Below are 11712 nucleotides of genomic sequence, written 5' to 3'. Positions count from 1 at the left end.
CAGGGCGGCACGTCACGAGGAAGGCTCCGGTGGCGCGGGGCGCAGGGGAGACCGCAGGGAACGGGCCGGACGTGTGACGGGCGGAGCGGGGACGGTCGGACCGTGCGGGGTACGTCGCCGCAGTCGGCCCTCACCGCGGAGGGGCGGGTGCGCAGAACCTCGAACCGTGGGCGGTCGCGGCAGGGAAACGCAGAGGGGCCCGCACCGGGCATGTACGCGGTGCGGACCCCTCACCACCAGGCAGGTACCCTGGCGGGTGAACTACAGCGGGCGAATGTTCTCGGCCTGCGGGCCCTTCTGGCCCTGCGTCACGTCGAACTCGACCTTCTGGCCCTCAAGCAGCTCACGGAAGCCATTGGCGTTGATGTTCGAGTAGTGGGCGAAGACGTCCGGGCCGCCACCCTCCTGCTCGATGAAGCCGAAGCCCTTCTCCGAGTTGAACCACTTCACAGTGCCATTAGCCATTAAAAGTCTCCTTCAAGGGACTGTCCGAAGCGCGCACGGTGCGGGCTTCGAGTCACCGCATGAAGTGCCCACCGGGGAAGAGCCGGGGAACGAAAAATGCGCCTGCAAGATCAGCAGGCGCACACAAAGTTCATGGGAACCACTACTGCAACTAAGTCGACTGTAGCAGGCCGCCGCCCGCGGTGTCGGCACTTTTCGCGACGACGTCGAAATCGTGACGTCGAAATGGGTCCGTACCCGTGGTGCTGCGGCGCATACTGAATGACAAATGACGAATTTTTCAGCAGGTCGCCGCCCCCTGCCCACCAGCCCCTTCAAGCCCCGGACTGAGGCGCCACGCAAGCACTTCGCCGTCGGGGACCGGGTCACCCACGACGGGTTCGGCCTCGGCCGGGTCATCGCCGTCGAAGGTGACGGAGACATCGCGGTGCTCGTCGACTTCGGATCGCGCCAGGAACGCATCCCCCAGCCGTACACCGCGATGTTCCGGCTCTGACCCCGGCGCCCCGCCCCTGGAAGGGGTGACCGCCCGCGCGGGGCCCCCGCGCGGGCTCCCCGCTGGGGGCCGGGGTCAGCTCGGGCGGCTGGCGGCCAGCAGGCCGTGCAGGAGCGGCAGCAGCTCCTCGGGGTCGGCCGCCGCGAGTTCGCTGAACGCCCCGCTGGAGCGGGCCAGCACGACCCCGGCGAAGGCGGCCGCGGCGAGCTCGGCCCGCAGCTGCGGCCGGTCCACCCGTTCGGCGGTGAAGCGCTCGCGCAGCGGGTCCACCACCCGCTCGTACAGGTAGCTGCGGGAGGCCTGCTGCACCTCGGTGTTGTCGCCGGGCAGCACCGCGGACTGGAAGGACGGGCCGGGGCCGCGCTGGGTGAGCCGCACCAGCAGGGTGCGCAGCCGTTCCTCCTCCAGCAGGTCGGCCGGGGTCTCGTTGCCGAGTTCGAGCCGGACGGTGGCCAGGTAGAGCTGGGTCTTGCCGCCGAAGTACCGGGCGATCAACGCCGGGTCGACACCGGCCCGTTCGCCGATCTCCCGGGTGGTGGTGCGGTCGTAGCCGCGTTCGGCGAAGAGCTCCAGGGCCGCCTGGACCAGCAGTTCGCGGCTGCGGGCGGCGTCCCGGCGGCGCGGGGGCGCGGGCTCCGTACGGCCTTCGGCGTCTCCGGCCCGGTCGGGGGCGCCGGACGACGCGGTCACCGTTCGGCCCCCGCCCGCAGCACGGGTACCTCGCCCTCGCCGGCCACGGCGTCGGCGATGCTCTCTTCCACCATCAGCTCCTCGTCCACTCGCACCCCGTTCCGGGCGGCGGCCGCGGCACTGACCCGCGGCAGGACGATCGTAGTCAGACCGATCACCACCCAGACCGCACAGCCGATCAGCGCGGCGTCCCGGTAGCCGCTGTCGGCGGGCAGCAGTTGCCCGGGCGCGGTGTGCGCCTGGAGCACGGCGCCGCACAGCGCGCTGCCGGTGGAGTACCCGATGGTGCGCAGCAGTTGGTTGAAGCTGACCGCGCTGCCGACCTCCTGGGCGGGCACGGCGGCGACGATCAGACCCGGCATCACGGCGAAGGTGCAGCCCACCCCGAGTCCGGCGATCCCCATCACCACCAGGTGTTCCCACAGCTGGTCGCGGGCGAGGAGGAAGACCAGCATCGAGACGAGCGAGACGCCGCAGCCGATCGGCAGGACGAGGGCGGAGGAGGTGCGTCGGGTGAGGACGGGCACCATCTTGCTGGACAGCAGGCTGACCGCGGAGAAGGGCAGCAGCACCAGCCCGGCGACCACGACGGAGGCGCCCAGGCCGTAGCCGGTGCCGGTCGGGGTCTGGACGTAGCGGATCACCAGGGAGATCAGCAGGTACATCCCGACGCCCGCGACCAGGCCGGCCACGTCGGCGCTCAGCACCACGGGGTTGCGCAGGCTGCGCAGGTCGACCAGCGGGTGGGCGGTGCGCAGTTCGTGCCGGATCCAGGCGGCGAGCAGCAGCAGCGACAGCGCGGCCACCGTCCACAGCCGGCCGGAGGCCCAGCCCCAGCTCTCGCCCTCGCTGAGCACCAGCAGCAGGCCGACCAGGGCGAGGCTGAGCAGGACGGTGCCGGGCACGTCGAGCGGCCGCCGTTCGCGGTGCTTCGCCGGGGGCAGCACCAGCACGGCCAGCAGCAGGGCCAGGCCGCTGATCACCGCGCCGAACCAGAAGCCCGCGTGGATGCCGAAGGACTGGGCGATCAGCCCGGTGATCGGGTAGCCCAGGCCGACGCCGGCCACGGTGGTGATGGACAGCAGTGCGACCGCCGAGCGGGAGGCCGCGGCGGGCAGCGCGTCCCGGGCGGTGGCGATGGCCAGCGGGGTGAGGCCGACGCCGACGCCCTGGAGCGCGCGGCCGGCGATCAGCCACCAGAAGCCGAGCGGCAGCGCGGCCAGCACGCTGCCGAGCACGACCACGGCGGCCGCCGCCAGGGTGACCGTACGGCGGTCCGGGCCGTCGCCGAGGCGGCCGAGCACCGGGGTGGCGATCGCGCCGACCAGCATGGTGATGGTCAGTGACCACTGGGCCTCGGCGAGCGAGACGTGGTCGACGGCGGCGATGGTCGGGATCATCGGGGCGCCGAGGCTGCTGATCACCGCCACCACGGCGCTGAGGAACACCAGGACGGGCACCAGGGCCCGCTCACGTCGCGTCGACAGGCCCGTCGGGGTCTCCATGGACGCGCCCTCCCTTGTCACAGATCGAGAGATCGAACCGGGGAGCGGGATGCGGCCCCGGGCACCCCGGGGCAGAGCTGACCGAGGGATGTCACCAGTCGATGTCATCAGCTGATGTCTTCACATGATGACATGGCTGGCGAGGGTTGCGGGAGCGGGGTCCGAGCGGGCCCCGTGCCGGGGCCGTCCGGGTGATAGCCCGGTCCGGTCCGGGCGGCTTCACCGGGAGCGCTCGGTACGGGTGGTTGGCTGTCCGGCGGGCTGCGGCCGACCGGTCGTCGACGCCGAACGGAGCGTCGGCGCACGCCCGTTCCCTTCCCGGTGGCAGGCGGCCGACGAGCCGCGCCGCCCCGCGGATTCCCGGGCGACTGGAGGTGGTCGGTGGACACGGCGCACAACGGTGACGAACCGCCGGGGAAGCGGCCCCGACGGCTGGGCGCTGCGCTGGGCTCCCTCGGCCGGGCCGTCGGGCGCGGCCGCGCCGTGGTCACCGCCCGGGTGTCCGGCTCGGCGGCGGCGCTCGCCGAGCGGCTCGGCCGGTTGCCCGCGCCGCCCGGACCGTTCCGGCCCCGGTTCTGGCGCAGCCCGATCCGCGGGCCCTGGCTGACCTCGGTGTTCGGGCTGGTGCTGCTGCTCGGGATCCCGGTGCTCTTCGTGACCGGCGCCCTCTCGTACGCCGCCTACAACCCCGACCTCGACCCGCTCAACGACCAGACGCCGGACAAGGGCGTGCTCGGCTTCTACCTGTTCGACTGGCCGACCGATCCGTCCTGGCTGTACCGGCTCACCCAGGGCGTGCACGTGACCCTCGGCGTCGTCCTGGTGCCGGTCCTGCTGGCCAAGCTGTGGTCGGTGATCCCCAAGCTGTTCGAGTGGCCGCCGGCGCGCAGCGCGGCCCACGCGCTGGAGCGGCTGTCGCTGCTGATGCTGGTCGGCGGTGCCGTCTTCGAGTTCGCCACCGGCATCCTCAACATCCAGCTGCACTACGTCTTCCCGGGCTCCTTCTACACCCTGCACTTCTACGGCGCGTGGGTGTTCATCGCCGCGTTCGCCGTCCACGTCGCGCTCCGGCTGGGCCGGATGGTCCGCGCCCTGCGGTCCCGCTCGCTGCTGGTGGAGCTGCGCACCGGCCGCATCGGCACCCGGCCCGAACCCCCGGACGCCGACGGGCTGGTGGCGCCCGAGCCCGCCCCGCCGACGATCGCCCGCCGCGGGGCGCTCGCGCTGGTCGGCTCCGGATCCCTGGCACTGCTGGTGGTCACCGCGGGGCAGAGCATCGGCGGCCGGCTGCGCGGCACCGCCCTGCTGGCGCCGCACAACCGGGACCGGGACTCCGGGCCGAACGGCTTCCAGGTCAACAAGACCGCGGCCGCCGTCGGCGTCACGGCCGCGATGGTCGGGCCGGACTGGCGGCTGGAGCTCCACGGCAGCGGGCCCGCCCGGGTGTTCACCAGGGAGCAGCTGCTCGCCCTGCCGCAGCGCTCCGCCCGGCTGCCGATCGCCTGCGTGGAGGGCTGGTCCACCGAGGACCAGCACTGGAGCGGACTGCCGCTCGCCGACCTCGCCGCCCTGGCGGGACTGCCCGACGCCGCCAACGTCCTGGTGGAATCGGTCCAGCCGCCCGGCCCGTACACCTCCGTGGTGCTGCGGGGCAACCAGATCTGCGACCCCCGCTCGCTGCTCGCCCTGCGCGTCAACGGCGCCGAGCTCTCGCTCGACCACGGCTACCCCGCGCGGATCATCGTCCCGGCCAACCCCGGTGTGAACAACACCAAATGGGTCGGCCGCCTCACCTTCCGGACGGGGCCGGCATGACCGGGCCGAGGAGCCGCCGGGCGGCCTTCACCCGCTGGTACGGCGCCGGACCGCTGCGCCTGCTGGCGCTGCTCGCCTCCCTCGCCCTGACCGGCTACGCGGTCGAGCGGCTGGTGACGGTCCGGCCGCTCGCGGTGGCGGTCTGGTTCGTCGGCGCCGCCGTCGCCCACGACCTGATCCTGCTCCCGCTGTACTCGCTGGCCGACCTCTCGGCCCGGTCCGTGCTGCGCCACCGAGCCGTGCCGGCGCCGACGGTGGGCTGGATCAACTTCCTCCGGGTCCCGGCGTTCCTCTCCGGTCTGCTGCTGCTCGTCTGGTTCCCGCTGGTCCTCGACCTCTCCGCGCCCTACCCGGGTGCCACCGGGCTCTCGGAGGGGGTCTACCTCGGCCGCTGGCTCGCCGCCACCGCCGCCCTGTTCGGGGCCTCCGCCCTCGCCCTCGCGGTCACGCTGCGCCGCGCCCGGCGTCGGGGCGCCCGCGACGTTCGGGAACCGTAAGCAGGCGCCTCGCCCTACCCGTCCCGGTCCGCTCCTACATTGGTCGGGATCGGACTCCCGAGGAGAGGTTGACGAAGGTGACGGTGCATCAGGAGGGCCCCCGGGCCGAACTGGGCGTGATCGGCGGTTCGGGGTTGTACGCGCTGCTGGAGGAGGTGGCGGAGGTGCGGGTGGAGACGCCGTACGGTCCGCCGAGCGACGCGGTGTTCGTGGGGGAGGTGGCGGGGCGCCGGGTGGCGTTCCTGCCGCGGCACGGGCGGGGGCACGGAGTGCCGCCGCACCGGATCAACTACCGGGCGAACCTGTGGGCGCTGCACTCGCTGGGGGTGCGGCAGGTGCTGGGGCCGTGCGCGGTGGGCGGGCTGCGGGCGGAGTACGGGCCCGGCACGCTGCTGGTGCCGGACCAGTTCGTGGACCGGACCTCGGGGCGGGTGCAGACCTTCTACGACGGCCGGCCGTTGCCGGACGGCTCGGTGCCGGGGGTGGTGCACGTGTCGATGGCCGATCCGTACTGTCCGGCGGGGCGGGCGACGGTGCTGGGGGCGGCGCGTTCGGCGGCGTGGGAGCCGGTGGACGGCGGCACGCTGGTGGTGATCGAGGGCCCGCGGTTCTCCACCCGGGCGGAGTCGCGCTGGTTCGCCGCCAACGGCTGGTCGGTGGTCGGGATGACCGGGCACCCCGAGGCCGTGCTGGCGCGTGAACTCGGGCTCTGCTACAGCTCGTTGGCGCTGGTCACCGACCACGACGCCGGGGTGGGGAGCGGCGAGGGAGTCACCCATGCCGAGGTGCTGGAGGTCTTCGCCGGGAACGTCGACCGGCTGCGCGCCGTCCTGTTCAAGGCCCTGGAGGCCCTCCCGGTCGACCGGGACTGCCCCTGCCCGCACGCCCTGGACGGCCTGACCACCGGTCTGCCCGGTGTCCCCGGTGCCTGACCGCCCGGCGCTCACCCGGACCCTGCCCTGCGCCGCCGCCCTCGCCGCCCTGGTCGCCGCCCTCGCGGGCACCGTGACCGGTGGCGGCACGCTCGCCGACCGGGCGCCGCTGCACGACTGGTACGCCCTGGACGCCGCGCTCTTCGCCCTCGCCCTGCTCCTGCTGCGGCGGGTGGCGGAGCGCCGGGTGGCGCCGCTCGTGCTGGTAGGGAGCGTGCTGGTCGCCGCCGTCGGGCTGCTCGCGCCGCCTCGCACCAGCGACGACGCCTACCGCTACGTGTGGGACGGGCGGGTCCAGGCCGCCGGCATCTCCCCGTACGCCCACGCCCCGGACGACCCGGCGCTGCTGCGGCTGCGCGACCCCGGCCTGTTCCCCGCCGGGGGCGACTGCACGGCCTGGGACGAGCACCGGACCGCGGCCGGGGACTGCACCCGGATCAACCGGCCCGCCGTGCACACCATCTACCCGCCGGTCGCCGAGGCCTGGTTCCTCGCCGAGCACCCCTTCGGCGGCGGGGTGCGCGGGGTGCAGGTCGGCGGCGCCCTGCTGGCGGTCGCCACCACCGCCCTGCTGCTGCGGCGTGGTCGGCGGGCGGCGCTCTGGGGCTGGTGCCCGGGTGTGACGGTGTGGGCCGTCAACGACGCCCATGTCGACACCCTCGGCGCGCTGCTCATGGTGGCCGGGCTCGGCTGCGCCGCCCGCCGCCGGGCCGGGCCCGCCGGCGCCCTGCTCGGAGCGGCGGTGGCGACCAAGCTGCTGCCCGCACTGGCCCTGCCCGGGGCGTTCTCGGGCCTGCTCGCCCGGCGGCCCGCCAAGCGCGACCTGGTGCTGCTCGCGGCGGCCCTCGGCACCTTTGCCGTGGTCTACCTCCCGTACGTCGCGGCCTCCGGCGTCGGCGTCCTGGGCTACCTGCCCGGCTACCTGCGGGAGGAGGGGTACGAGCAGGGCCATCTGGAGCGCTTCGGCCTGGTGCGGGCGGTGCTGCCGGACCGCTGGGCGCCGTGGGCGGCCGCCCTGGTGCTGGCCGCGGTGGTGCTCTGGGTGCTGCGCCGGGGCGACCCGGACCGCCCCTGGCGGGGCGCGCTGCTGGTGACCGGGACGGCCCTGCTGCTGGTCGCGCCCAGCTACCCCTGGTACGGGCTGCTGGTGGTGGCCCTGGTCGGGCTGGACGGGCGGTGGGAGTGGCTGGCCGTCCCCGCCGCCGGGCAGGTGCTCTACCTGGTGGGCGGCGAGGACGCCCAACGCACCGCGTACGGTGCCGCGCTGGCCTGCGTACTGGCCGTCCCGGCGCTGCGTGCACTGGCCGGGGTGTTGGGGCCCGTCCTGGGATCGCGACCGGTGCGCGAGGGCGGGCCGGAGATGACGAAAGTCTGACGGGACGCCCCCGCCACTGGCCCCGGACCGGTCCGACCTGGTCGAATCCTCCCGTGGACAGTACAGACGAAGACGGCCGGGGCACCCCGGTCGGGCGCCGGGTGGTGCTCGGCCTGCTCGGCCTCGGCGCACTCGGCGTGGCCGCCGGGCCGTTCCTCCAGCGGGTGGAGTCCGGGCTGGCGGAGCGCGACCCGAGCGGCCTGTCCGGGCTGCTGCCCGGCAACAACGGCTTCCGCTACTACTCGGTGGTGACCTCCGTCCCCGAGCGGACCGCCGCCGACTACACCCTCACCGTGGGCGGCCTGGTCGAGCGCCCCGCCACCCACCGGCTCGCCGACCTCCAGGCCATGCCGCAGCGGCGGCTGGTCAAGGACGTCCAGTGCGTCACCGGCTGGCGGGTGCCGGACACCCCGTTCGAGGGCGTGCCGCTGGCCCACCTGCTGGACGCCGCCGGGGTGCGGCCGGGCGCGAAGGCGGTGCGCTTCGACTGCTTCGACGGCGCGTACAGCGAGAGCCTCACCCTCGAACAGGCCCGGCGCGACGACGTGCTGGTCGCGCTGCGCCTCCAGGACAAGCCGATCAGCCACGACCACGGCGGGCCGGTGCGGCTGTACGTCGCGCCGATGTACTTCTACAAGTCCGCGAAATGGCTCTCCGGGATCACCGTCACGGACTCCGTCCAGCCGGGGTACTGGGAGGGCAACGGATACGACGTCGACGCCTGGGTCGGCCGGTCGAACGGGCGGGACGATGCACCGACGAGCTGAACTGGTCCTGCGCTTCACCCGGGCCGAGCGCTGGGTGCACCGCACCTCCGCCGCGCTGATGGGCGTCTGCCTGGCCACGGCCGCCTGCCTCTACCTGGGGCCGCTGGCCGTGCTGGTCGGCAACCGGCCGCTGGTGGTCACCGTGCACGTCTGGTGCGGCCTGGCCCTGCCGGTGCCGCTGCTGCTCGGGCTCGCCTCCCGGGCGCTGCGCGCCGACTTCTCCCGGCTGAGCCGCTTCACCCCGGCGGACCGGCAGTGGCTGCGCGCCCTCCGGGCCCGGGCCGGGCACCGACCGGCGGGCAAGTTCAACGCCGGGCAGAAGCTGTACGCCCAGTGGACGCTCGGCTCGATGCTGGTGATCGTCGGCACCGGCCTGCTGATGTGGCTCACCCACCTCGCCCCGCCGGCCTGGCGGATCGGCGCCACCTTCGTGCACGACTGGCTGGCCGCCGCCATCGCCGTGGTGATCGCCGGGCACGTCCGGATGGCCTGGCGGGACCGCGAAGCACGCCTCGGGATGCGCACCGGCCTGGTCGAGCGCGCCTGGGCCGAGCGTGAGCACCCGCAGTGGCGGCCCGCCCCGCCGGAGCCGGTGCGGACCGCTGCCGGGGACCCGCGGGAGTAGCCCACCTCACCTCAGCCCACCTCACCTCACCTCACCGCCCCGCCGCAGGCCGCCCCGGTCGCGGCAGGGGCAGCAGCAGCCCCCAGACGTCGCGTTCGGCCGTGGCCGACCAGACCATGTCCCCGTGGCCGTAGTCCGGCACCACCCGGTAGTCGACCTCGGCGCCGCCCCGGGCGATCAGCCGGGCGCCGAGGTCGTGGTCCCCGCGGCCGAACTCGGCGTTCAGCCAGACCACTTCGGCCCGGGTCGCCGCCCAGTCGAGCAGGTCGGGGTCGGCCCGGCCGGCCCAGAGCGCCGCCAGGTCGCGCAGCAGCGCGGTGGGCTGGAGGCCACTGCCGAGCCGGGCGACCGCCTGCTGCCAGACCGGGAGCGGGGAGTGGGCCAGGGCGAAGCGGTCCTCGGCGGGGGCTGCGCCGAAGGTGTAGCTGCCGGTGCTGTGGCCGCGGTGGTGGATCCAGTTGGTCGGGCCGGGCAGGTCCCGGGTACGGATCAGCGCGTAGTGCAGCAGCCCGAGGTTGCTGAACGGCGCCCCGCCGTCCACCGGCCGGGGCAGCCCGCTCGGGGCGTCCGGGGCGGCGGCAGCGCGGGCGAACAGGCCCTTGAGCCCGGGGTCGACGGTCCACTCGCCCGCCGCCAGCCGCTGTTCGAGCAGCTGGTGCAACTCCTCGGCGCGGGACAGCAGTTCCGGATCGCGCTGCGGGTCGTACGGGCCGGTGGTGTCGAGCACCAGCACCCGCCGCGGGCCCTCGCCGCCGATCCGGGCGGCGGTGGCCAGGGCGAGCGCGGCCCCGGCCGAGTGGCCGAGCAGCTCGTACGGCAGGCCGGTGACGGAGCCGGCGGCGGCGACGACCCGTTCGAGGTCCGCCCGCTGTCCGTCCAGGCCCCAGTCGGCGCACCGGGGGCCGATCCGGTCGGGGGTCAGCGCGTCCTCGCGCGGGGTGGTGCCGAGCACCAGGCAGCCGTGGTCGGCGAGGAAGCGGGCCAGGCTGCGGCCCTGGGCGGTGCAGTAGTTGGCGGCGACGTTGAGGCCGCCGCCCGGCAGCAGGTGGACGACCCGGTCCGCCGTACGCGGGTCGCCGAGGACGTCGACGGTGAGCTGGTCCCCAGGCCCGACCGGGACGGTGAGCCGGTGGTGGTCGCGGTCGACCCGTGCGACCGCCGTGCCACCGCACCCGAGTGCCGCTGCCAACTCCCCGACGATGCCGCTGCCCACCGCTGCCCCCTCCTGTGCCCGGCCGCCCAGCCGCCCGGTACGCCCGCGGTGCGCACCAGTGTGACGCATCCTCCGGACGGGCCCGAGGGCCGGCCGCCCCTTGCCCGGGCGGCTCAGCCCTTGCGCAGGGCGAGGAAGCGGCGGCCGTGCGAGGTCCAGCGCTCCGCCTCCGTCAGGCCCGCGGCCCGGGAGCGCCGCAGGGTGGCGGCCGTGCCGAGCCGGGCCCAGGGGAAGGCCGGGCCGAGCCGCCCGTCCGGCCCCTCCACCCGGACCACGGCCCGCTCGTCCACCTCCTCCGGCTCCACCTCCACCAGCAACAGCCCGTCCGGGGCGAGGAGTTCGGCGCTCCGGCGGAGCAGTGCGTCCGGGTCGCCGCCGATGCCCAGGTTGCCGTCGGCGAGCAGGGCGGCGCCCCAGCGGCCCTCGGCGGGCAGCCGGTCGAACACCGAGCGGCAGAGCGCCGCGCCGCCGAGGCCCACCGTGCGGGCCACCGCCGCCCTGGTCACGTCCACACCGAGCGCGGGCACCCCGAGGGCGAGCAGCTCCGCGACCAGGCGGCCGGGGCCGCAGCCGAGGTCCAGGACGGGCGCGGCGAGCCGGGCACAGCGCCGCAGCAGGCTGTGGTCGGCTCCGGCCGCCGGGGCGCACCAGCGCTCGATGTCCAGGTGCAGCCGCCGGCCGTCCTCGCGGCGCAGCCAGAGCGGGCCGAAACCGGTGCGGACGGCCTCGGCGAAGGGGTCGTCCACCCAGGGCGCGGCGAGGCTCAACCCGCCACCTCCGGAACGGAGTCGAGGGCGCGCAGCCGGGCGGCGAAGCGGCTGCGCGGGGCCTGCGCGGCGACCAGCCGGGCGTCCTCGACGGTGTCCACGTCGGTCAGCCCGGGCAGCCGGTGGACGGTCAGGCCGGCCTCCGCCAGGCGGTGCAGCAGAGCCGCGCCGGTGCCGGGGGTGGACATCGGCACGCCGTGCAGCAGCCGGGCCGCCAGCCGCTCGCTCGGCCGGGCCAGGCCCAGCGCCCAGAACCCGCCGTCGGCCGCCGGGCCGAACCAGGCGTCCACGCCCGGCCGCCGGGCGGCGGACAGCGGCTCGGCCAGCGCGGCCGGGTCCAGCTGGGGGGTGTCCATGCCGACCAGCAGCGCCGGGGCGTCCGGGGCCAGCCGGGCGGCGTGGGCGAAGGCGGCGGCCAGCCGGCGGTCCAGGCCGCCGGTGCACTGGGGGACGACCTCCCAGCCCGGCGGCAGCCAGCCGCCCGGCTCGCCGTCCAGGACCAGCAGCCGCCGGCCGGCGGGCATCGCGGTCAGGGCGTCCAGGGTGTCGGTCAGGGCCGCCTCGG

Annotated in this window: 13 protein-coding genes; 7 read left to right on the top strand and 6 right to left on the bottom strand. The window is 75.3% G+C overall.

The genetic code is table 11. From position 1 onward, the window contains the following. Positions 1-261: 261 nt before the first annotated feature. The gene (locus ACZ4W5_RS21820; RefSeq protein ID WP_045694210.1) at positions 262-465 is read right to left on the bottom strand and encodes a cold-shock protein; all 204 of its coding nucleotides are present in this window, start codon (positions 463-465) and stop codon (positions 262-264) included. Between the two features lie 268 nt (positions 466-733). Here ACZ4W5_RS21820 and ACZ4W5_RS21815 point away from each other — a divergent pair, with 268 nt between their 5' ends. Further along, entirely contained in the window at positions 734-961 is a 228-nt protein-coding gene (locus ACZ4W5_RS21815; protein WP_360235708.1) for a hypothetical protein, read from the top strand. A gap of 75 nt (positions 962-1036) precedes the next feature. On the opposite strand, the gene ACZ4W5_RS21810 is transcribed toward ACZ4W5_RS21815, so the two are convergent. Further along, positions 1037-1651: a TetR/AcrR family transcriptional regulator gene (locus tag ACZ4W5_RS21810; protein ID WP_465656287.1), complete on the bottom strand. Its 615-nt coding sequence runs from the start codon at positions 1649-1651 to the stop codon at positions 1037-1039. Further along, the gene (locus tag ACZ4W5_RS21805) at positions 1648-3156 is read right to left on the bottom strand and encodes an MFS transporter (RefSeq protein WP_465656285.1); all 1509 of its coding nucleotides are present in this window, start codon (positions 3154-3156) and stop codon (positions 1648-1650) included. The genes ACZ4W5_RS21810 and ACZ4W5_RS21805 overlap by 4 nt, the downstream gene beginning before the upstream one ends. Before the next feature lie 540 nt (positions 3157-3696). Between ACZ4W5_RS21805 and ACZ4W5_RS21800 the strand changes: the two genes are divergently transcribed. From ACZ4W5_RS21800 to ACZ4W5_RS21775, 6 genes are all read left to right on the top strand, one after another. Further along, positions 3697-4971, top strand: coding sequence for a molybdopterin-dependent oxidoreductase (locus tag ACZ4W5_RS21800; RefSeq protein WP_465656339.1), 1275 nt, complete (start codon positions 3697-3699; stop codon positions 4969-4971). After that, positions 4968-5468 carry a hypothetical protein gene (locus ACZ4W5_RS21795; RefSeq protein WP_465656284.1) on the top strand — a complete coding sequence of 167 codons (501 nt, stop codon included), beginning with the start codon at positions 4968-4970 and terminating at the stop codon, positions 5466-5468. Before ACZ4W5_RS21800 ends, ACZ4W5_RS21795 begins: the two co-directional genes overlap by 4 nt. A gap of 83 nt (positions 5469-5551) precedes the next feature. Beyond that, positions 5552-6400 (top strand): S-methyl-5'-thioadenosine phosphorylase, encoded by an 849-nt coding sequence (locus tag ACZ4W5_RS21790; RefSeq protein ID WP_465656338.1) that lies wholly within the window; start codon positions 5552-5554, stop codon positions 6398-6400. Beyond that, positions 6393-7775: a glycosyltransferase 87 family protein gene (locus ACZ4W5_RS21785; protein WP_465656282.1), complete on the top strand. Its 1383-nt coding sequence runs from the start codon at positions 6393-6395 to the stop codon at positions 7773-7775. The genes ACZ4W5_RS21790 and ACZ4W5_RS21785 overlap by 8 nt, the downstream gene beginning before the upstream one ends. A gap of 53 nt (positions 7776-7828) precedes the next feature. Further along, complete coding sequence (locus ACZ4W5_RS21780) at positions 7829-8542, top strand: molybdopterin-dependent oxidoreductase (protein ID WP_360235726.1); 714 nt, start codon at positions 7829-7831, stop codon at positions 8540-8542. Further along, positions 8526-9167 carry a cytochrome b/b6 domain-containing protein gene (locus tag ACZ4W5_RS21775; RefSeq protein WP_465656281.1) on the top strand — a complete coding sequence of 214 codons (642 nt, stop codon included), beginning with the start codon at positions 8526-8528 and terminating at the stop codon, positions 9165-9167. Before ACZ4W5_RS21780 ends, ACZ4W5_RS21775 begins: the two co-directional genes overlap by 17 nt. A gap of 31 nt (positions 9168-9198) precedes the next feature. Here ACZ4W5_RS21775 and ACZ4W5_RS21770 read toward each other — a convergent pair whose 3' ends face one another. From ACZ4W5_RS21770 to ACZ4W5_RS21760, 3 genes are all read right to left on the bottom strand, one after another. Continuing rightward, entirely contained in the window at positions 9199-10380 is a 1182-nt protein-coding gene (locus ACZ4W5_RS21770; RefSeq protein ID WP_465656280.1) for a thioesterase domain-containing protein, read from the bottom strand. A 113-nt stretch (positions 10381-10493) separates the two neighbouring features. Then, a complete protein-coding gene (locus ACZ4W5_RS21765; RefSeq protein ID WP_465656278.1) occupies positions 10494-11147 on the bottom strand; it encodes a methyltransferase domain-containing protein in 654 nt (217 codons plus the stop codon). Next, on the bottom strand, positions 11144-11671 hold the full coding sequence (locus tag ACZ4W5_RS21760) for a TIGR04282 family arsenosugar biosynthesis glycosyltransferase (protein WP_465656336.1): 528 nt from the start codon (positions 11669-11671) through the stop codon (positions 11144-11146). The genes ACZ4W5_RS21765 and ACZ4W5_RS21760 overlap by 4 nt, the downstream gene beginning before the upstream one ends. Positions 11672-11712 lie beyond the last annotated feature (41 nt).

The sequence above is a fragment of the Kitasatospora sp. NPDC029367 genome (genome assembly GCF_055569135.1).
Note: the sequence above shows the minus strand (reverse complement) of the source record. Positions and strands in the feature narration are given on the sequence as shown.